Source organism: Campylobacter sp. P255 (assembly GCF_003627915.1).
Classification (GTDB): domain Bacteria; phylum Campylobacterota; class Campylobacteria; order Campylobacterales; family Campylobacteraceae; genus Campylobacter_D.
Genome location: NZ_NREN01000004.1, coordinates 64,415 through 86,422 on the forward strand (window position 1 = coordinate 64,415; position 22,008 = coordinate 86,422).

The window sequence follows — 22,008 nt, forward strand, 5'->3', positions numbered from 1 at the left end:
TAAAATATCATGAAAAAAATTTTCATAACTTTACTTATTTCAATGAAACTTTTTGCTATTTCAAGTATCGAAGAACTTTCTTGGGAAAATGGCAAAACTTTACTTGATTTTTTACAAGATCATTCTATACCGCTTAATTTATATTATAATCTTGATGCTGAAGACAAAGAGCTAAGTGCAGAAATTGCAAGTGGTATTAAATACCAAATGCTAAAAGACGAGCAAGGTCAACTTGAGCAAGTTTTAATCCCTATTAGCGATGATTTGCAAATTCACATTTATAAAAATACAGATAATAAATTCGTATTAAGCTTCACACCTATTTCTTACACTAAAGAAAAAAGAACCTTACGTGTTGCTATTAATAATTCAGCATATCAAGATGTATATGATGAAAGCGGTAGTGTAACTTTGGCTAGAGCTATGGTGCGTGCATTTAAAAATACCGTTAATTTTAAAAATGTTAGAAAAGGCGATAGTGTTGTTTTGATTTATGAACAAAAAAGAAGACTAGGAAAGCTTTTTGGTGATATCAACATCCACGCAGCTTTAGCTAACATCAGAGGCAAAGAGTATTCGGTATTTTTATACAAAGACTCTTATTATAATGCACAGGGAAAAGAGCTTGAAAATTTCTTCTTAACCAAACCTGTGAAATACACAAGAATTTCAGATCGTTTTACAAGAGCAAGATATCATCCTATCTTAAAACGATATAGAGCGCATTTGGGCATTGACTATGCTGCACCAACAGGCACTCCGGTTAAAAGCGCGGGAGATGGGGTTGTAAGTTTTGTTGGAACCAAAGGTGGCTATGGCAAGGTAGTGCAAGTTAAACATATGTCAGGTTATATGACTTTATATGCTCATCTTAGTCGCTTTGCTAAAATCAAGCGGGGTCAAAAAGTCAAACAAGGACAAGTGATCGCCTATGTAGGTTCTACGGGTTTAAGCACGGGTCCACATTTGCATTTTGGACTTTATCTTAATAATAAAGCAATCAATCCTGAAACTATTGTAAAAATTCCAAAATCAAGCCTAAGCGGAAAAAATAAAGAAGAATTCCTAAAAATGGCAAGAGCTTATGAAAAACGTTTACAAAGTGTAGATGAAAACTATCAAAATCCACCTAAAGAACAAAATATAGAAAATTCCATGGAGCTTTGAGATGAATGAATTTTTAGAAGCACAAGAACTTATAAACACTTCTAAAGATCAAAGCACCTATGAAATCAATGAAGCACTAAAAACTATCAAAAGATATGATGAAGAACTTTATCTTCAAACCCTCAAATCTTTTGATACACTCACTTTAGCAAATGTAGCAACCATCACACCCGATCACATCTTAGAGGATATTTTAGAATATTTAAGCATTATTGAAATAGCTAAAGCAGTTGAAGAACTTGAAAGTGATGATGCAACTGACTTGATCAAACGCTTTGAAGAACTTAATCTTGAAAAAACTCTTGCTATCTTAAACCGCTTAAGCTCTGAAGATAAGGAAGAAATTCTACGTCTTAAGAATTATGATGAAAATACTGCGGGCGCTTACATGCAAACAGAAATTTTTACCGCTTCTATTGATGAGAGTATAGAAAAAGCGATAAAAAGATATAGAATTTTAAAACATACAGGTCAAGTAGATCAAATTTTTCAAGTTTACATCATCGATGGCCATGGAAAACTTTGCAATGCGATCAACCTAAGCGATCTTTTACTTTGGGATTTTAAACTTAGTTTTGCCGATATCATTAAGAACAATAGTGAAAAGTATAAAAGCTACAGTATTAAAGATCACGAAGATATACAAAAAGCTATTGATTTAGTAGAAGATTATGACTTAAGTGTTTTAGCAGTTGTAAATGATGATGGAGTACTTTTAGGTAGAATTACTTATGATGATATCCATGATTTAATCCAAGAAAATGCAACAGAGCAAATTTATAACTTAGCTGGAGTTGATGAGGATGCTGAAGAAGAAAGCGCCTTTAAAGCAGCTAAGGCAAGAGCATTTTGGTTGATGATCAATCTTACCACTTCTTTAATATCTGCCAATATCATTAGTCTTTTTTCGGGAGAGATCGAGCAACTTGTAGCTTTGGCGGTGCTAATGCCAATCGTAGCTTCCATGGGAGGCAATACCGGCTCACAAGCTTTAGCTGTAACCGTTAGAAAGCTTTCACTTAATGAAGTCGAATTTAAAGATGCAAAAAAGGTTATCTTAAGAGAAAGTGGAATTTCTTTGCTAAATGGTTTGGTATTTGCAAGCATTATGAGTATCATAGCTTTTATATGGTTTAAAACCGCTCTTTTGGGGCTTGTGATAGCCCTATCAATGCTAATTAACCTAGCCCTGGCAGGTTTTGTAGGGTCCTTTGTGCCATTGACATTGAAAAAATTTAAAATTGATCCTGCAGTAGGTTCAAGTGTAGTGATCACAGCTATCACAGATGGATTAGGATTTTTTAGCTTTTTACTTTTAGCTAAAATGATACTACTATAAAAAAGGAGGAGCATGCCATACATTAGCTACAAAGGACAAGAAATAAAACTCATAGGAGATGATTTAGAAGTTGGCGATCGCGCTCCAAGGCTTACATTAAGAACTAAAAATCTCGCTCCTGTAGAAATAGCACCCCCTGGAAAAACTCAAATTTTACTAAGTTTTCCTAGTTTGGATACTCAAGTATGTTCAAGACAAGCCAAAGAAACCAACAAAAGACTAGCTTCTATGAAAAATGTTGAAGTGATTATTATTAGCATGGACTTACCCTTTGCTATGGATCGTTTTTGTGCAACTGAAGGGATTGATGGCATTATCGTTGCAAGTGATTTTGCCTTTAAAGATTTTGGTAAAAACTATGGGGTGTTAATAGACAATAGTATATTTGCAGGTCTTCTAGCAAGATCTGCTTTTGTGATTAAAGATGGCGAGGTTGTTTATAAACAACTAGTTGAAGAATTGATGGGAAAAATTGACTTTAATGACTTGGAGCTTTTTATGCATAAAAGTTATGGTTACTCTTTGAATTAACCTTCAAAGTTTGTAACCACAAAATCTTCTTTTGGTGCTTCAATAAAACACGACTTTTCTTTTAAGAAAAGCAAATCCACATGTCCTACTGGTCCATTTCTATTTTTTCCTATAATAAGCTCAGCCTTTTCTTGCACAGGATTTGGCATAAATTTCCTCTCATAGGTCTTGCCTTCATTTTTGGCTTTATTTTCTCTTTCTTTTTCTTCTTGTTCTCTATAAACCTCATCTCTATAAACAAACAAAATCGTATCCGCATCTTGCTCGATAGCACCACTTTCTCTTAAATCACTAAGCATAGGACGCTTGTTAGCCCTACTTTCCAATGAACGATTTAATTGCGAAAGCGCAACCACTGGCATATTTAGTTCTCTTGCTAAAAGCTTCAAACCTCTTGAAATTTCACTCACTTGTAAATGCCTATCATTAAAAGCTGAATTACTCATCATAAGACCGATATAATCAACTACGCAAAGTTCAATGCTTTCATCTTGAGCTTTAATTTTGCGTAAAATCGAACGGATATCTGCTATGCTAGCATAGCCACTATCGTAAATATAAAGATTTTTTTGTGCATATTCATTGCACGCATCTCCTAATCTACTCCATTCATCATCATTTAAATCTGCAATGAGAATTTTTTGCAAAGGAATGGAAGTTTTTGCACTAATTAATCTTTGCATGATTTGCGTAGCAGGCATTTCTAGCGAAAACATTACAACGCCTTTATTTTGTCTAAGTGTTTTTTCTATAAAATTAAGACAAATAGTTGTCTTACCCATACCCGGGCGCGCTGCGATGATGACAAGATCACCAGGCTTAAAACCTTTAGTCATTTTATTCAGTTCACTAAAACCCGTATCAAGTCCTAAAATATCTTTATTTTCAGCTTCTTTTTGTTTTTTAAATTCTTCCATCAACTCTGACATAACAACAGTCATATCTTTGATACTATTGCTATTTACACGATTGGTAAGATTAAAAATTTCTTTGCCTATTTCATCTGAAATTTGAGAAATACTTTTATCTTCATTTACCCTTGAAGGTATAGTGTAGGCAAAATTTAAAAGCTGACGTCTAATGGATTTTTCTCTAAGCTCATAAGCATATTTACTTACATCTGCGATAGAAGTCGTAGCTAAAACTTCACTTAAAATTTGCTCATCAACTTTTTTATGTTTTCTAATAAAACTTGCGCTTATAGGCTCACCCGCATTCACACAAGCTAAAATCGCTTTATAAATATCCTGATGAGCTTTAAGCGAGAAATCATTGATTTCAATATCTGAAGAAATACTAAAAAAAGAATCTTCGCTATAAATACAAGAGCTTAAAATCGCTCTTTCAAGATCCAAATCAAAATGCTCATTATTTTGACTCATACATACTCCAAATTATAAATTTGCAAATAAATCAGTTGATAAATATCGCTCAGCTGTATCATTTAGCATAGTCAAGACTTTTTTATCAGAGTTTTCTAGGGCAATTTTTCTAGCCATAAAAACATTTGCTCCGCTTGAAATTCCTGCCATGATGCCATTTTTACCTAGCTCTAAGGCTGTATTTATAGCATCTTCATTGCTTATACAAACTACCTCATCTATGATTTTTTGATTTAAAATTTTAGGGATAAAATTTGCACCTATACCTTGAATTTTATGACTTGCAGCTTTGTTTTGACTCAAAAGTGGAGAAGCAGCTGGCTCTAAAGCGATGATTTTGATATTAGGATTGTGTTCTTTTAAAATTTCTCCTACACCACTGATGGTTCCACCTGTACCAAAACCTGCCACGAAAATATCAAGATCAGGTAGAACTTTTAAAATTTCCAAAGCCGTGTTTTTTCTGTGTGCATTTTTGTTATTAATATTTTCAAATTGACTTATCATAAATGAATTTGGAATTTCACCCAAAAGCTCATTAGCCCTATCAAGCGCCCCTTGCATACCTTTGCTTGCTTGAGTAAGCTCTAATTTTGCACCAAAAAAACTCATCATTTTTCTACGCTCTATACTCATAGACTCAGGCATTGCAATGACTAATTTTAACTTCAAACTCGCACAAATCATCGCTAAAGCTATGCCGGTATTTCCACTTGTGGCTTCTACAATCGTTGTTTCTTGATTGATTTTACCTTCATTTAAAGCTTGTTTTATCATCTCTAAAGCCGCTCTATCTTTTATAGAATGACTTGGGTTAAAATACTCACATTTACCATAAAGATTAGGTGCAAATTCTTTTAAAGAGATAATCGGGGTATTGCCTACGCAGTCTAAGATACTATGATGGATTGACATTTTTTTCCTTTAATATTTTTAAAAACAATATCAAAAGAAAACTAATACATAATCTATGAAGAAAAACGCAAAAGTTAAAAAACTTTTGCGTAAGAATTATTTTTTAGCTTTTTTAGCAGTTTTAGCAGCAGCAACTGCATCTTTAAGGTTTTTACCTACTTTAAATTTAGCAACTTTTGTCGCAGGTACTTTAATAGTAGCACCAGTGCTTGGAACTCTAGCTTCTCTAGCTGCTCTTTCAGCTACAGAAAATGTACCAAAACCGATAAAGCTAATGCTATCACCTTTAGCTAAAACATCAGTAATAGTAGCGATTACTGCATCAGTAGCCGCAGTTGCATCTTTTTTAGTTAGCCCAGCAGTTTGAGCAACTTGAGAAATAAAATCTGCTTTAGTCATAAAAAGCTCCTTGATTAAAAATGTTTCTTAAGTTTAACACATTTATCAAGCTTTTGCAAGAGTTTAAGCCCAAATCATAGGGAAAAATGCGCTAAAAAAATGCTTTTGCTAAATTTATTACCACCTCAGGTTTTAAGTCTTTCATGCATTTGTGATGTTTTAAAGGACAAACTTTTTGCATACAAGGCATACAAGCTAGATCAAGATGAGCTATTTTAGCGTTTTCTTGCCAAGGCGAGGTTTGGCTAAATTTAGTTGAACCAAAAACAGCCACCGTTTTCACCCCATAAACTGCGCCTATATGCATAGGACCACTATCATTTGTGATGAGCAAATCAAGCATAGAAATGTTTTTACATAAAGTATAAATGCTAGTTTTACCACAAAGATTTTTTGCCTTTATACCTGCTTTTGAAAGCAAATGTTCAATTTCATTGCAAATTTCTCTCTCACTTTCTACTCCAAAGATTAAAATTTGGTGCGTAGAGCTAAATTCTTTTGCTACCCTTGCAAAATAGCTTGCCTCCCATCTTTTAGCACTTCCAAAATGTGCACCTGCATTTATACCTAAAATTTTTTGAGTTGACTTTGCTTTGATAGGAAGTTTTAAAACACTTGAAGCGGCTTTAAAATTCAAAGCTTCTTCTATGAAATTTAAGTACTTTAAAACTTGGTGTTCTTCTTTTAGGATATTTTTATCAAAATAAAATCTTTTTTTTGCTTTGATTAGATTTAAAATAATCTTGCTTGAAAATGCTGAGCGAAATGAAAAAGCTAGATCAAATTTACCAAGGTTTTTTCTAGCTTTTAAAATTTGTCTATATCTTTGCTTTTTATTTTCCACTAAGACTTGAGCATTTTCAAAACGCTTAAAAAGCTCTGTGCTGACAAAAGAACCATAAAAAGTAAATTTAGCTTGAGGATACTTTTCCTTGATGGCATAAATAGCCGCACTAGCCATTACCGCATCACCAAGCCAAGTAGGAAGGTTGATAAAAATATTCATGATTTTCCTTAAAATAAAAGCTATAATTATATCAAAAAATAAAGAGCTAAAATGGGTCAAATTTCTATCATACTACCAACTTATAATGTAGAAAAATATATAGCTAGAGCATTAGAAAGTTGCATCAACCAAACTTTTAAAGATATAGAAATCATTGTGGTAGATGACCTTGGTAATGATAAAAGTATAGATATAGCTAAAGAATATGCTAATAAAGATGATAGAATTAAAATCATACACAATGAAAAGAATTTAGGAACTTTTGCTAGTAGAAATATAGGTGTATTAAATTCAAGCTCACCTTATATAATGTTTTTAGATCCTGATGATTATCTAGAGCTTAATGCTTGTGAGCTTGGGCTTGAAAAAATTAAAAATGTCGATATGGTAGTGTTTGATGCATATGTACATAGGGTGAAATTTAAAAAATTTTATAGATTTAAGCAAGATGAGCTTTTTAATAAAGATGATTTTTTAAATTTCTTACTCAATCAAAAGCATTTTTGCTGGAGTGTTTGGGCAAAAGTATATAGAAAAAATTTGATTTTAGAAAGTTTTGAGTATGTTGATTTCAAAGAAAGGCTTTGTTATGGAGAAGATGTGCTTTTTAACTATATCAATTTTATGCTAAGTGAGAGTTTTTTTGTATCGCAAGAATGTATATACCGCTATGAATTTAATGAAAATGGTAGATATGAAAACAAAAATAAAGCAATTTTATGGCAAAATTATGAGCATAAAAAACGGAGTTTAAAATACATTAAAAAATTAGCTAATATTTTTCCACATAAGCATTTTAATGAAAAAATATTAGAAATCTTAGAGAAAGAAATTTTAGGGCTAAAAAATAGAATAATTTATCTATCTTGAATACTTCTTAGAAAAATATTTTTTTATAGCACTCGGTGTCTTTAAAACATCGTAAATAAATTTGATAAAACTATTAGATAATAAATACATCCTTTTATATCTCCTTATAGCTTTTTCACTTGGGAGCAATTTGTTTTTAATAGCTTCTTGCGGCTTAGCTATAGGTTTATATGTATTATTGTTTATACCTTTTGCCAAAGGAATAAAATTATTAATAGGGCTTTTTGGGCATATAGAATAAATTTTTACATTATACTTTTTCTGTAAAAAATTAATAATTTCAACATCTTTGTTTTTATGATGTATAACAGTCTCTTTTAAATCCATTTTATAATTGCTGTAAAAATGCGAATTTCCTTGTTCGTAAAAATCCATCCCAGCTAGGTAAATTTCTTTATAACCACTAGCAACAGCACAGCATATGGCATAAGTGCCTGTTAACATTTCCACTCGTTCAAAATTATAACAAACATCAAAATCTATAGCAGCGCTAAGATCTTTCAGCTTTGAAAAATAGGCATCATATCCATTAGTAGCCATAGGAAAAAAATATTTAAAATTTTCCCTTAAAATTTTTTCTTTTCTGTCTTGAAAATTATACATCTTGCATACTATATCTTCACACTCATAATCTCCATTTTGTATAAGCTTTTGAATCATATAATATTGTTCGAAAAATTCCCGTGCAATAAAAAAAACATGCTTTTATCTTTTTACCTAGGTAATATTATCCTCTAAATAAAAATGATTACATCTAAATACATCATAATCATTAGGTAGCAAAGAATAGTCAATTTCTTTTACACTAGGTCCATTTCCTGCCACAACAACAACATTGTTCATTTTAATCCTAATTCATTGAAATTTTATTAACTTAAAAATTATATATTGTTCCGTATAAAATATAAGTTAATTTTACTTTAATTGCAAGAGAAAATACATGAAACAAGAAATTAGTAGTTTTTGGTATACACCTAAAGGTTATAAAGGTATAGGGCTAATGGAGCTTTTATCTATAAAATCTTTTATAGATAATGGTTATAAATTTATTCTTTATACTTATAATATTGACGATAAAATTTTTAAAAAATTAAATGAGTTGTTTGATGATTTTGAATTAAGAGATGCAAATGAAATTATTCCTTTTGAAAATTATTTTAGTGATGATAGAGGAGCAGGCGTAGCGGCTTTTAGTGATTATTTTAGATATTATATGCTTTATCAAAAAGATGCGATTTGGGTTGATCTTGATATGATTTGTTTAAATTATATAAATTTAGACCAAGAATATATTCTTTCACAAGAATTAGATGAAGAAAAAAACGCATCAAGAATTACAACTTCTTTTTTAAAATTTCCAAAAAACAGTGAATTTGGTAAAAACCTAGTCATGCAAGCTGAAAAAATAATAAACAATCAAAAATTAATTAAATGGGGGGTTATAGGACCTGACTTCTTAGCAAAAGAAGTTAGTAAATATAATTTAGAAAACTACTTTTGGGAATACAAAAAAACTTGTCAATTTTCATGGCAAAAAACAAAAAAATTTATAGACCACAAGATGCATTTGGATGAAAATCAACCATTTTTACATTTATTTTCAGAAATGTGGAGAATATACAATTTAAATAAAAACTATTTTTATAAAAAGGGAATTTATGGAAAATTATTAAAAAAACACAAAATAAAAGACTTGATAGAAAAACTTGACTATCAACTTTCATTTAAAGATAAATATTATTTTTTATCTGTTATATATCCTACTATTAAATATTATATTTGTCACCCAAAAAGAATATTCAAGAAAAAATAAAATGAGTCAAATTTCCATCATACTACCAACTTATAATGTAGAAAAATATATAGCTAGAGCATTAGAAAGTTGCATCAACCAAACTTTTAAAGATATAGAAATCATTGTTGTAGATGATTGTGGAAGTGATAAAAGTATAGACATAGCCAAAGAATATGCTAGTAAAGATGATAGAATAAAAATCATACACAATGAAGAGAATTTAAAGCTTTTAAGAGCAAGATATGAAGGTGCTAAAGTAGCAACTTCACCTTACATCATGTTTTTAGATCCTGATGATTATCTAGAGCTTAATGCTTGTGAAGAATGCATTAATTTACTTTTAAAAAAAGAAAAAAATGTTGATTTAATATGGTTTAACTTTTTATACGATAAACAAGGTACTATCAGTAAAGATAACTTTTTAAAAGATAAATTTTATACCGTATCTGAATATTGTCAACTTATATTAAAACAAAAAAATAGCATATGCTATTGGAATCTTTGCTCAAAATTAATAAAAAAGCAAATCTATCTAGATGCGCTATTACACTTAAAAAATCAAAATCAAACAAAACTAACAATGGCAGAAGATGCCTTAGTCTTTTTTTTCATTATATTAAATTGCAAAACAATAATCACAAGCTCAAAAAATATATATTATTATTTTCAAAACTGCAAAAGTTCAGTTAATATAAAAAATATAGTGATAATTCAAAAAAATTTAATAGATGAAAAAAAAGTAATTGATTTGCTAAAATCTTTTTTGAAAAACAACAAAAATAATATAAATAAAAACATTTGTAAGCTTTTAAGAAATTTAATTATCAATTTAATGATAAATAATTTACATAGGGAGATAAAAAAAGCCAAATTAGAATGCAACTACATTCTGTATAAGTATAAAAAAATATATAACAAAATAGCGATAAAATATTATATGTTTTTACAATTTTTAATCAAACGTTTTAATTCATAAGTTCTATTGTAATATATAAATATTTTCAATCTAAATCAAAATTACATTAAATTATTTTACTTTTTTTGCTAAAATTAAAAAATTACGTAATTTATATTTAATTTTAGAAATTTTATAAGATTTTAATAGTTGTAATTTCTCTTTAATACACAAAGGATCTTTATCAAATTTTTTAACTTTAAATGCATTTTTGATATAAAAGTACAAAATAACATCCTTTAACAATGATGAAATTTTTTTGTCATGATAATTTTCTATAAATTGCACCAATTCTAAACTAGTTTGCACCCAACTGGCGTATTTAAAATACTCTTTTGCTAAAGCTGCATTCTCTTCAAATGCAATAAATATATCTTTAAAATACGGAAGAATATTATCTTTAGTAATTTTTTTATCTTGATTTGTCAAAGAATTAGCTCGAATTCTATAATAATAAAATACTTTAGGATAGACATAAATATTTTTAGCTTGCGAAAAAAGTAAAATTCCAAATAGATGATCTTCGGCAAAAATACCATCTTTAAATTTTAATTTTTTATCATTTATGTAATCAAAATCAATCATACCACTCCACGCAAATGCAAAATCTTTAATTTTTCTTCGTATTAAGCACTCAAGCCACTCTATAGGATTTATTTTACATTCCTCCTTTATGTCCGTATCTTTTAAACGACTATGATGTCTAAGATAACTTTTTTCCATATCATGGTATTCGATACTATCAAACCAAACCACTTCCACCCCATCCATTCTAGGTACACATTCTTCTATACAGTTTAATTCCCAATAATCATCAGAATCTAAAAAGATAATATAATCTATAATAGGATAGGTAAAGTTAGTTAAATCTTGTTCGTTATTAAAAGCTTTATAGCTTTTATATACAGTATATATTTCATAAGGATTATTACCTTCTATGTTAAATTCTATTAAAGAATTTTCTTTTATAGTTTGAGTTTTGTTTTTGAGTTGATATTCTCCACTAAAATATTCTATACCTACATTTCTAGCACTGCTTAAACCACCATTTTTTTTATCAAAAAGAGTGATTCTTTTATCTTTTAGAGTGTATTCTTTTGCAATATTGAGTGAGTTTTCATCTGTACTGCCATCATTTACGAGTATGATTTCTAAGTTAGTATAAGTTTGATTGATTACACTATCTAAACATTCTTTTAGATATTTTTCCACATTATATATGGGGATTACTACGCCTACGGTTTTCATACTTTATCTCCAAGTTGTTTTTTCGTTTTTTATGGTATCAAGGTAAAACATTAAATTATTTAAAAAAACTTTTTACTTTTTGCCAAATTTTCCAAAGATCATAAGGAATTCGTGTTTCTATATATGGTGTGATAATAGGTAATTTTTCTTTTAAATTCAAAGGATCTTTTTTAAATTTTTTAATCATTAAAGCCTTTTTTACATAAAAAGACAAAAAAGTTTCCTTTATAGCTAATGCGTTTTCACTTTTTTGATCTTTAAAAAATTCTATCAACTCTAAAGCTGTTATCATCCTACTTGCTGCTTTTAAATAGCTTTTTGCCTCTTTAGCATTTTCTCCAAAAGCTTCGTATAAATCTTTAAAATACTCTGATACATTTGCTTTTGTAACCTTTTTATCATGATTTGATATGCTATTAGATCTTAGAATGCAAACATATAGTGGTTTAGGTAAAATACAAATAGAATTTGAACAAGCAAACAAAACCATACCAAAATGTATATCTTCATTGATAATATAATTAATAAACTTTAATTTTATAGACCTTAAAAAGTCAAAATCTATCATTCCCATAACACCAAAAGAAATATCTCTCATACCAACATCTTCTGCTCTTTGCGCATATTCTTTTGGGCTAACAATACATTCATCATTGTAAGAAAATTTTTGAAATCTCGTTTCCTTTCCCTTATCTTTAATTCCATCTTCATAAATACATTTATAGTCAAACAACAATACATCTACATTTTGCATTCTTGCAACGCACTCTTCTATGCAGTTTAATTCCCAATAATTATCAGAATCTAAAAAGATAATATAATCAATCTTTGGAATTTCTAGTCTTTCATTTGCTAAAGCATTTTTGTGTTTATAAATTTTATAAATATTTTGTGGATTATCGCTAATAATCTTAAAAATATTTAATCCATCTTCATCTTCAATATATTGTGCTTCGTATTCTCCACTAAAATATTCTATACCCACATTTCTAGCACTGCTTAAACCACCATTTTTTTTATCAAAAAGAGTGATTCTTTTATCTTTTAGAGTGTATTCTTTTGCAATATTGAGTGAGTTTTCATCTGTACTGCCATCATTTACGAGTATGATTTCTAAGTTAGTATAAGTTTGATTGATTACACTATCTAAACATTCTTTTAGATATTTTTCCACATTATATATGGGGATTACTACGCCTACGGTTTTCATACTTTATCTCCAAGTTGTTTTTTCGTTTTTTATGGTATCAAGATAAATTTGATGATTGATTTCAAGCATATTTTTGCTATTTTCTTCATGGTAAATATGATAAGCTAGGGCATTAAATTTAAGCCTTTTAAACACTCCATTATTAAATAAAAATCTAGCTACAAACTCGCTATCTTCCCTACCCCAGCCTATAAATTTTTCGCTAAAACCTTCAATAGCTTCAAAATCACTTTTATAAAAACTCATATTGCAACCTCTTATACCTTTAATGAGCTGTGATTTTTTGAAAATTTTCTTAGTTAGTCTTGAAAATTTATATACACATTTAGCTAAAAAAATATTTCTTTGATTTTTAAAACCCTTTTTATTAAAAGCCAAACTAAAATCATTTTTACTTAAAAGTTCTTTACTTTCATTTTCATTTAAAATTACTCTAGAGCCTTGCAAAAATACTTTTCTTTGCGCAAATTTCAAATGATCATCAATGAATTTTTTTTCTAAAATCATATCTCCATCTATGACGATTATATATTCACCGCTAGAGGCTTTAATAGCTTTGTTTCTAATCTCACTTAGTCTAAACCCCTCATCTTCTTGCCAAATATGCTCTAACTTGCAAGGAAAATCTTTTTGATAAGCTTGTATAAGCTTAGCCGTATCTTCCTTGCTTCCATCATCAGCTATTAAAACCTCATCTGGTAAAGGTTCTAAGTTTTTAACACTATCAAGCACCAAAGCAAGTCTTTCTTTTTGATTATAGGTTGTGATGATTAAAGCACAAGTTTTTGGCTTTTGCTTTTTTAACTCATATAATTTCATATATTTAAAAAAAGCTCCAAGACCATTACAAGTACTTACAATAAAGCCTTTATAACCATAAAAAATTCCCTTTTTTAAAATATAATTTCTAAAAAAAGTCCAAATTCCTCTTAGCAAAGCCTTGCAAACACTACTGTCCTTATGTAAATTCTGCAAAGCCCAAAGCTTAGAGTATTTTTGAAGTTTATCTAACAATCCATCGATATCATCAAAAGCAAAATGCCTCAAACCATTTTGCAGTTTAATCTTTTTACTATCTTCGTGAAAAATCAAACTCTCATGCACCAAATTTTCATTAAAACTAGTATGAGTTTTATTAAACACACGCATTACATGATCAGGCCACCACCCACAAGCTTTAATCCACTCTCCATTATATAAATTTTCTCTTGGTAAGGCTATGATATCTTCTTTATTGGGCTCAATTTGCTTTAGTTCTTGTAAAAATTCTTTCTTAGCAAGCTCATCTGCATCAATATTAAAAATCCAATCATTACTAGCATAACTTATAGCTAAATTTTTCAAAGGTCCAAAACCTATAAATTCATGCTGATAAATCTTGATATTTTTATAACCTTTACTAAACTCATAAGCAATTTTCAAAGTATCATCATTGCTACCATTTTCTATCAAAACGATCTCGCCAAATTCTTGCAAAGACTCCAAGCAAGCTTTTAAAGTTTTTTGGGCATTTTTAACCATCATTATCACGCTAATTTGCTTTAAATCCATTTTAAATCCTACAAATACAACTCATGATTGTATCTTTTAAACCTCTTATGAAAGAAAAAATACTCATCAGGTTTAAATTTAATCATCTCTTCGCAACATTTTGCTTGGTATTTGGTAAGCTCTTCTACACTTGCCTTACTTGCATCTAAAGCCTTAAAAGTTTTTACAAAAAATTTTTCATCTTTTTGATACACAAAACAAGGCAAAATCATAGCATTTGTTTTTTTTGCAAGTACGCTTGCACCTGCTATGAAATTTACTTCTTGATCAAAATACTGTATTTTTATACTTTCACTATCTACTGCATCTTGATCAGTTAAAATTCCAAGAGACTTGCCTTCTTTTAAGGCTTTTAGCATTTTTTTAAGTCCGCCTTTTTTTTCTATAAGCTCTATGTTAAACTGCGTGCGATTTTTGCTTAAAATTTTATCCATTACCATACTATCAAGCGCTCTTCCAACTATGGAAATTCCTTGAAACTTAGCTCCAAAAGATAAAGCCAAAAGCTCCCAGTTGCCATAATGAGCCGTAGTTACGATCAAAGGTTTTTTACTTTGCATTATATTTAGAATTTGTTCCTCATCATCAAAGCAAATTTTATTGATGATTTCTTCTTTACTTGCATTTTGATTTTTGATAAAATCAATCCCAAATTTAGCAAAATTTTTATAGATATTAAGGCTAGTTTCATCACGCCATTTTTGATCTTTTTCAGGAAAGCAAATTTTTAAATTAACATCGATGATTTTACGGTGCTTACGATTTAACTTATAAGTGATTAAAGCAACCAAATTTGCAAAAGAATTTAAAAGTTTTGCAGGTAAAATTCCCACAAGCACCTTTAATGCATAAAAAAGACTTAAATATACATAATTTATCATTTTTCTAAAAGCTCACAAGCAAGTTTAAAAATATCTTTTTCATCGATATTTTGTATGCAAAAATCACTCTTATCTATATGCTTTGATTGCGATATTTTTTTACCTGCATTGATTGTTTTATTGATATTGGTTTCATAGGTATTTCTTTGACTAGGGGTAGCACCAAAGATCGTTATAGAAGGTTTGTTTAATGCAAAGGCTAAATGAGTAGGCCCACTATCATTTCCGATGATTAGATCACTTACCTTGGTTAAAGCACAAAGCTCACTTAAGCTTAATTTTGGCGCAAGTTCTATTTTTAGATGTTTTAAATTTAAAACCATATCTTTAGCAAAATTAAATTCCCCTACATTGCCCCAGCCAAGTATGATTTTTGCATTAGCAAAATGCTCCAAAAGCATTCTACAAAGTAGTATCAAACGCTCTTTTGGGTAAATTTTATTTGGCATAGATGATCCTACATGTATGAGTATATTAGGCGCACTTTCATTCAAAGATAATCTTTGCTCTAAGCTTTCCTTTAACTCATCATCTATGCTAAAGCAACTTTGTTTTAATTCTATATCACTATGATCAAAATGCTCATTTAACACATAAGCCACCAAAGAAAGATTACGCACGACAATATTTTCTTCATAATTACACGCAAATTTATGCGCATAAAAATTACTCGCGAAGCTTTCTTTTATGCTTTCTTGATCAAAACCAAAAGTATTAGCACATAAAAATTTACTCACCAATGCAGACTTGATCAAACCTTGTAAATCAATCACAACATCATATTTGTTTTGTCTTGCTTCAAAAAGCATAGCAAAGACTTCTTTGAATTTTCTATCTTTTAAAGGTAGGGCATATACTTCATTGATCATTGGATGATCTTGCAATAATCCTGCAAATCTTGCATCTACAAACCAATCAATACTCGCCTTAGGATAATGCTTTTTAATAAATTGCAAAACAATCACCGCATGGATGATATCACCAAGTGCAGATAATTTAACCAAACCTATTTTCATGTGCTACTTTATTTTTAAATTTTCTGTTATGATTTTAACAAAGATTTTTTAAAAAAAGGTTTATCATGCAAGAATATATTTGCGTTTTTGATTGTGAGAGCATTCCTGATGTAGAATTAATAAAACATCTTTATGGTTTTAATGGTGATGATTTAAGCATTAGCAAGCAAGCTTTAGAAAAACAAAAAGAAGAAAGCGGAAGCGAGTTTTTACCCCTGCCTTTTCATAAAGTTGTAAGTATTTGCGCAGTGATTGCAGATAAATTTGGAAATTTCATCAAAGTTAATAAAATCAAAGGCGAAAGCGAAAAACAAATGCTAGAAGAATTTTTTAACTTCATAGACAAACACCAACCTCGCCTTGTAAGTTTTAATGGCAAAAGCTATGATATGCCTTTACTTGTTATAAGAGCGTTAAAATACAACATCAACGCAAGTGCTTATTTAGATGCAAGCGATAAATGGAATAACTACAAAAGCAAATTTATAGAAAATAAACACTGTGATTTATTAGAATCTTTAGGGAGTTTTGGTCAAAAAGGCTTAAGACTTGACACACTTTGTGCCATGGCAGGACTTCCTGGAAAGTATGATGTGCATGGAAATGAGGTATTAGAACTCTTTTATCAAAACAAATTAGAAAAAATTCACGAATACTGTGAAAGTGATGTGTTAAACACTTATATGCTATTTTTAAAATACGAACTCATCAAGGGTAACTTAACCCAAGAAGATTATCTTAATATTTTAGAAAATTTCAAAGAAGAACTTTTGCAAAAACACAGCGATAAAAGCTATCAAAAGCCATTTTTAGAGGCCATAGAAAAAGAAAAGAGTAAAGTTTTAAATTAATTAAGAAAAGTATATTAAAATAACTAATATTAAATAACACAAAAAGGATAAAAATGAAAATTTTAATCACCGGTGGCGCAGGATACATAGGCTCTCATACTTTAAAACAGTTTTTAGAAACAAATCATGAAATTTGTGTATTAGATAATCTTTCAAAAGGTAGTAAAAAAAGCTTAGATGAACTTTCTAAAATCAGACCTTTTAAATTTTTTGAGCAAGATTTAAGCGATTATACTGGGATTAAAAAACTTTTTAAAGAAGAAAAATTTGATGCAATTGTGCATTTTGCAGCAAGCATTGAAGTTCCTGAAAGCATGGAAAATCCTTTAAAATACTATATGAACAACACTGCAAACACAAGTAATCTAATCCAAACTTGTCTAGAAACAGGTGTGAAAAAATTCATTTTTTCTTCAACCGCAGCGACTTATGGAGAGCCACAAACTCCTATCGTAGATGAACAAAGCCCATTAGCACCGATCAATCCTTATGGACAAAGCAAACTTATGAGCGAAAAAGTCCTACAAGATGCTAATATGGCAAATCCTGAATTTAAATACTGCATTTTAAGATACTTCAACGTAGCGGGTGCTTGCATGAGTTATCCTATAGGTCAACGCTATCCAAAAGCTACTTTGCTTATCAAGGTTGCTGCTGAAGTAGCCACAGGAAAAAGAGAAAAACTTTATATTTTTGGCGATGATTATAATACCAAAGATGGTACTTGTATTAGAGATTTTATCCATGTTGATGATATTTCAAGCGCACATTTAGCTGCTTTAGAATACTTAGAAAACAACGAAAGCAACATCTTCAACGTAGGTTATGGACACGGTTTTAGCGTAAAAGAAGTGATCGAAACCATGAAAAAAGTAAGCGGGGTAGATTTTACAGTAGAACTTGCACCAAAAAGAGCCGGGGATCCTTCTGTGCTTATTTCAAATGCGGATAAAATCAAAACTCTAACTAACTGGAAACCAAAATATGATGATTTAGAACTAATCTGCAAAAGTGCTTATGAGTGGGAAAAACAGTGTTAAAAAAACTTTTTTTTATACTCAATGCTCACGATAAAAGATTTTTATTTGCTTTGCTAATTTTTTCTATTTTTATAGGATTTATAGAAAGCTTTGCTATTTCTTTGATCATGCCTTTTGTATCAGTAGCAAGTAATTTTGAGCTTTTAGAAAAAAGCTCTTATTTTCAACCTATATATGAGTATTTTAATTTACCAAGTTACAAGATCGTTGCTTATTTTGGCTGTATATTAATTGCCTTTTATATTTTTAGAGCCTTTTTAAATGCCTTTTATTTTCATTTACTAGCACGCTTTTCTAAAGGGCGTTACCACAGCCTTGCTTGTCGTATTTTTGACAAATATCTACATCTTGAATATGAAAATTTCACCAATAAAAACCAATCAGAACTTTTAAAAACCATTACTCAAGAAGTTTTTCACTTAAGTACTTTAATTAGTGCTTTTTTGCTTATGTTAAGCGAAAGTTTTGTGGTGTTTTTGCTTTATGCTTTATTGTTAATTATCAACTATAAAATCACCCTAGCTTTAAGTGCTTTTTTACTTTTAAATGCTTTTATTTTGATCAAAATCCTCTCGCCCTTAGTAAAAAAAGCTTCCATAGCTAGAGAAGAAGCGATGAAAAATTATTTTGAAATTTTAAATGCAAATTTAAACAATCTTAAAATCATCAAACTCAAAACCAAAGAACAAAGCATACAAAAACTTTATGAAATTCAAAGTGGACTCTTTGCCAAAGCAAACATTAGCAACGAAAGCATGGCAAGTATACCTAGAATTTACCTTGAAAGTATAGGTTTTTGTATGCTTTGTTTTATTGTGGTATATTTGGTTTTAAGATATGAAAGTGATATTTCCTCTATCTTAGCAACCATTACTATTTTTGTAGTGGCTCTTTATAGACTTATGCCAAGTGCTAATCGCATCATCACAAGTTATAATGAAATCACATATTATAAAAACTCTTTAGATATTATTTATAATATGCTTAATGAAAAAGAAGAAAAGTTAGGCGATGAAAGTATCGAATTTAAAGAAAAAATCGTTTTAAAAAACCTTTTCTTTGCCTACAAGGGTAAGAAAAATTTATTTAAAAATTTAAATTTTGAACTAAAGAAAAATGAAAAAATCGCTTTTATAGGCAAAAGCGGTAGTGGTAAAAGTACTTTAGTTGATCTTATCATAGGACTTTTAAAACCAAGTGATGGAGCTATTTTGGTAGATGGGGTCAAACTCGATGAAAATAACATCAAAAGTTTTAGAAGTAAAATCGGCTACATACCTCAACAAATTTATCTTTTTAATGATTCTATTGCAAAAAACATTAGCTTTGGAGAAGAAATCAATGAAGCGCTTTTACACAAGGTGATCAAACAAGCTAATCTTGAAAGCTTTGTGAATTCGCTTGAAGAGGGAATACATACAAAAGTGGGTGATTCGGGTTCTTTTTTAAGCGGGGGTCAAAGACAAAGAATAGCCATAGCAAGAGCACTTTACCAACAACCTGAAATTTTAGTTCTGGATGAAGCAACTAGCGCACTTGATCAAGAAAGTGAAGCAAAAATCATGGAAGAAATTTATAAAATTTCAAAAGACAAAACCCTTATCATCATAGCTCATAGACTTTCAACTATACAAGGTTGTGATAGAGTATTTGAAGTAAATCATGGGTATTTAAAGGAAAAAATATGAAAATCACTTTCATTATAGCCACTTTAAATTCAGGTGGCGCTGAAAGGGTTTTGGTTACTTTGGCTAATGAACTTTGTAAAAACCATGAAATAAATATTATCAAATTTCATAAAGAAGACTCATTTTATAAGCTTGATCCAAAAATCAAACTTTTTACTCTAGAACAGTTTGATTTTTCTACGCTTTATAACAAAATAGTTTCACGTATTAAAAAATTCAATGCCTTAAAACAAGCACTCAAAGAGCATAAAAGTGATGTTTTTATCTCATTTTTAGACACTACCAATATCGCTTGTATTTGGGCAAATAAAGGCTCAAACACACCTTTAATCATCAGCGAACATAGCTCTCATACTTATTTAAAATCCAAAATTTGGAAATTTTTACGTCGTATTAGCTTTCCATATGCAAATGCTTTAACCGTGCTAAGTAATGATGATAAAAGCTATTATGAAAACTTTGTCAAAAAAGTTGTCAATATGCCAAATCCTTGCCATTTTAACCTCACAGAAGAAAAGCTAGAAAAAGAAAACAATGTCATCTTTGTAGGCAGGCTTGATCATAATAAAAATGCTTCTATGTTTTTAAAAGCCATAGCAAGGCTAGACATCAATCTACAAAATCAATATCGTTTTTTTATAGCAGGCGATGGGGAATTAAGACAAGAACTAGAGCAAGAAGCTGAAAAATTAAAAATCAAAGTTCATTTTTTAGGTAAAATCGAAAACATACAAGAACTTTATAAAAAAGCAAAAATACTTTGCCTCTGTTCTTTCATAGAAGGCTTACCAACGGTTTTACTTGAAAGTTTATACTATCAAGTAGCACGTATTAGCACAAAATACGTAAGCGGCCATAAAGATTTAATCGATGATAAAAAAGATGGGTTTTTAGTAGATTTAAATGATGAAAAGGCTTTAAGTGAAAAACTCGCGCTTTTAATGCAAGATGAAAATTTAAGAAAAACTTTAGCACTTAATGCACAACAACGATGTAAAGACTATGAAGTAACAAATGTAGTGCAAAAATGGCTTGATTTAATCAATGAAACAAGGCTTAAATAATGAAAAAACTAGCAATTTTTATTTATTCTTTAGGAAGTGGTGGCGCTGAAAGGGTTGTTTCAACCTTATTACCTGTGTTAAATTTAAAATACGAAGTGCATTTGATTTTAATGAATGATAAAATTTCATATGATATTCCTGAGGTAAATATTCACTATCTTGAAAAATCAAGCCCAAGCGAAAGCAATCTAGCTAAATTTTTAAAGCTTCCTTTACTTGCTATAAAATACAAAAAACTTTGTGAAGATTTAAAAATAGATTTGCAATTTGTGCTATTAAATAGACCTAATTATATTGCATTAATGGCAAAATCTCTAGGTCTTAAATCAACCCTTATTATCAATGAGTGCACAACACCAAGTGTGATTTATAAGCATAATAACCTAAACTCTATAATCAATAAATTTCTTATCAAAAAACTTTACAACAAAGCTGATTTGATCTTAGCAAATTCCTTAGGAAATAAAGAAGATTTATTGCACAATTTCAACATAGAAGCCAAAAAATGTGACATTTTATATAATGCTATAGATTTAGAAAGTATTATAGAAAAATCTAAAGAAGCAATCGACTTTAAAGAACCTTTTATACTTAGTGTTGGTAGACTTGATCATGGTAAAAATCACGCCATGCTTATAAAAGCTTATGCGAAAGTTAAGACTGATTTAAAACTAGTCATTTTAGGTGAAGGAATTTTAAAAGATAAACTTTTGGCTTTAATTGAGGAGTTAAATTTAAAAGACAAGGTTTTTTTACTCGGTTTTGACAAAAATCCTTATAAATATATGAGCAAATGTGACTTTTTTGCTTTTGCCTCAAGCTTTGAAGGTTTTTCAAATGTCCTAATCGAATGTCTAGCTTGCAATAGCGCTGTGCTTTGCACTGACCATAAAAGTGGTGCAAGAGAATTGTTTTTAGATGATGAATTTGGACTTTTAGTTCAAGTAGATGATGAAAAAGCTATACAAGAAGGCTTAGAGAAAATGTGCAACGATGAGGCATTAAAAGCCACTTATAGAGAAAAGGCTTTCTTACGTGCAAAAGAATTTGACAAAATAAACATAGCAAAACAGTTATTTGAATTTTTTAATAAGGCATAA

Annotated in this window: 20 protein-coding genes and 1 pseudogene; 11 read left to right on the top strand and 10 right to left on the bottom strand. The window is 29.8% G+C overall.

Annotated elements, in window-relative coordinates; translation table 11 throughout:
* Nucleotides 1–9 precede the first annotated feature (9 nt).
* Genes CKA54_RS03040 through tpx form a run of 3 tightly spaced genes read left to right on the top strand, consistent with a single transcriptional unit; the run spans nt 10 to nt 3,037 of the window.
* On the top strand, nt 10–1,167 hold the full coding sequence (locus tag CKA54_RS03040; protein WP_120759888.1) for a M23 family metallopeptidase: 1,158 nt from the start codon (nt 10–12) through the stop codon (nt 1,165–1,167).
* 1 nt (nt 1,168) lies between these two features.
* On the top strand, nt 1,169–2,506 hold the full coding sequence (gene mgtE / locus CKA54_RS03045) for a magnesium transporter (RefSeq protein ID WP_120759889.1): 1,338 nt from the start codon (nt 1,169–1,171) through the stop codon (nt 2,504–2,506).
* Between the two features lie 12 nt (nt 2,507–2,518).
* A complete protein-coding gene (tpx, locus tag CKA54_RS03050; RefSeq protein WP_120759891.1) occupies nt 2,519–3,037 on the top strand; it encodes a thiol peroxidase in 519 nt (172 codons plus the stop codon).
* Here the strand turns inward: tpx and CKA54_RS03055 are convergent.
* The 4 genes from CKA54_RS03055 to CKA54_RS03070 form a co-directional block, all read right to left on the bottom strand.
* Complete coding sequence (locus CKA54_RS03055) at nt 3,034–4,419, bottom strand: replicative DNA helicase (RefSeq protein ID WP_120759893.1); 1,386 nt, start codon at nt 4,417–4,419, stop codon at nt 3,034–3,036. The two genes, tpx and CKA54_RS03055, sit on opposite strands and share 4 nt — an antisense overlap.
* 12 nt (nt 4,420–4,431) lie before the next feature.
* Nucleotides 4,432–5,334: a cysteine synthase A gene (cysK, locus tag CKA54_RS03060; protein WP_120759895.1), complete on the bottom strand. Its 903-nt coding sequence runs from the start codon at nt 5,332–5,334 to the stop codon at nt 4,432–4,434.
* Between the two features lie 96 nt (nt 5,335–5,430).
* Entirely contained in the window at nt 5,431–5,733 is a 303-nt protein-coding gene (locus tag CKA54_RS03065; RefSeq protein WP_039619003.1) for an HU family DNA-binding protein, read from the bottom strand.
* Nucleotides 5,734–5,824: 91 nt separating this feature from the next.
* Nucleotides 5,825–6,739 (bottom strand): glycosyltransferase family 9 protein, encoded by a 915-nt coding sequence (locus CKA54_RS03070; RefSeq protein ID WP_120759897.1) that lies wholly within the window; start codon nt 6,737–6,739, stop codon nt 5,825–5,827.
* A 51-nt stretch (nt 6,740–6,790) separates the two neighbouring features.
* On the opposite strand from CKA54_RS03070, the gene CKA54_RS03075 reads away from it, so the two are divergent.
* Complete coding sequence (locus tag CKA54_RS03075; protein WP_120759899.1) at nt 6,791–7,609, top strand: glycosyltransferase family 2 protein; 819 nt, start codon at nt 6,791–6,793, stop codon at nt 7,607–7,609.
* On the opposite strand, the pseudogene CKA54_RS03080 reads toward CKA54_RS03075, so the two are convergent.
* Nucleotides 7,601–8,452 (bottom strand): annotated as a pseudogene (locus tag CKA54_RS03080) (alpha-2,3-sialyltransferase). The gene CKA54_RS03075 and the pseudogene CKA54_RS03080 overlap by 9 nt on opposite strands.
* Nucleotides 8,453–8,549: 97 nt before the next feature.
* Between CKA54_RS03080 and CKA54_RS03085 the strand changes: the two are divergent.
* Both CKA54_RS03085 and CKA54_RS03090 read left to right on the top strand, forming a co-directional pair.
* On the top strand, nt 8,550–9,422 hold the full coding sequence (locus tag CKA54_RS03085; protein ID WP_120759901.1) for a glycosyltransferase: 873 nt from the start codon (nt 8,550–8,552) through the stop codon (nt 9,420–9,422).
* Between the two features lies 1 nt (nt 9,423).
* The gene (locus CKA54_RS03090) at nt 9,424–10,380 is read left to right on the top strand and encodes a glycosyltransferase family 2 protein (RefSeq protein WP_120759903.1); all 957 of its coding nucleotides are present in this window, start codon (nt 9,424–9,426) and stop codon (nt 10,378–10,380) included.
* A 51-nt stretch (nt 10,381–10,431) separates the two neighbouring features.
* Here the strand turns inward: CKA54_RS03090 and CKA54_RS03095 are convergent, their stop codons facing one another.
* From CKA54_RS03095 to waaC, 5 genes are read right to left on the bottom strand one after another with little or no spacing between them, the layout of a single operon-like run.
* Nucleotides 10,432–11,607, bottom strand: a complete 1,176-nt coding sequence (locus CKA54_RS03095; RefSeq protein WP_120759904.1) for a glycosyltransferase family 2 protein — start codon at nt 11,605–11,607, stop codon at nt 10,432–10,434.
* 55 nt (nt 11,608–11,662) lie between these two features.
* On the bottom strand, nt 11,663–12,817 hold the full coding sequence (locus CKA54_RS03100; RefSeq protein ID WP_120759906.1) for a glycosyltransferase family 2 protein: 1,155 nt from the start codon (nt 12,815–12,817) through the stop codon (nt 11,663–11,665).
* 3 nt (nt 12,818–12,820) lie between these two features.
* Complete coding sequence (locus tag CKA54_RS03105; RefSeq protein WP_120759908.1) at nt 12,821–14,368, bottom strand: glycosyltransferase; 1,548 nt, start codon at nt 14,366–14,368, stop codon at nt 12,821–12,823.
* A gap of 8 nt (nt 14,369–14,376) precedes the next feature.
* Nucleotides 14,377–15,249 carry a lipid A biosynthesis lauroyl acyltransferase gene (locus CKA54_RS03110; RefSeq protein ID WP_120759910.1) on the bottom strand — a complete coding sequence of 291 codons (873 nt, stop codon included), beginning with the start codon at nt 15,247–15,249 and terminating at the stop codon, nt 14,377–14,379.
* A complete protein-coding gene (waaC, locus tag CKA54_RS03115) occupies nt 15,246–16,265 on the bottom strand; it encodes a lipopolysaccharide heptosyltransferase I (protein WP_120759912.1) in 1,020 nt (339 codons plus the stop codon). Before waaC ends, CKA54_RS03110 begins: the two co-directional genes overlap by 4 nt.
* 65 nt (nt 16,266–16,330) lie before the next feature.
* On the opposite strand from waaC, the gene CKA54_RS03120 reads away from it, so the two are divergent.
* Genes CKA54_RS03120 through CKA54_RS03140 form a run of 5 tightly spaced genes read left to right on the top strand, consistent with a single transcriptional unit; the run spans nt 16,331 to nt 22,008 of the window.
* Nucleotides 16,331–17,116, top strand: a complete 786-nt coding sequence (locus CKA54_RS03120; RefSeq protein WP_120759914.1) for a 3'-5' exonuclease — start codon at nt 16,331–16,333, stop codon at nt 17,114–17,116.
* A 53-nt stretch (nt 17,117–17,169) separates the two neighbouring features.
* A complete protein-coding gene (gene galE / locus CKA54_RS03125) occupies nt 17,170–18,156 on the top strand; it encodes a UDP-glucose 4-epimerase GalE (protein WP_039664435.1) in 987 nt (328 codons plus the stop codon).
* A complete protein-coding gene (locus CKA54_RS03130) occupies nt 18,150–19,844 on the top strand; it encodes an ABC transporter ATP-binding protein (protein WP_120760001.1) in 1,695 nt (564 codons plus the stop codon). The genes galE and CKA54_RS03130 overlap by 7 nt, the downstream gene beginning before the upstream one ends.
* Nucleotides 19,841–20,908 (top strand): glycosyltransferase, encoded by a 1,068-nt coding sequence (locus tag CKA54_RS03135; RefSeq protein WP_120759916.1) that lies wholly within the window; start codon nt 19,841–19,843, stop codon nt 20,906–20,908. The genes CKA54_RS03130 and CKA54_RS03135 overlap by 4 nt, the downstream gene beginning before the upstream one ends.
* Complete coding sequence (locus CKA54_RS03140) at nt 20,908–22,008, top strand: glycosyltransferase (protein WP_120759918.1); 1,101 nt, start codon at nt 20,908–20,910, stop codon at nt 22,006–22,008. Before CKA54_RS03135 ends, CKA54_RS03140 begins: the two co-directional genes overlap by 1 nt.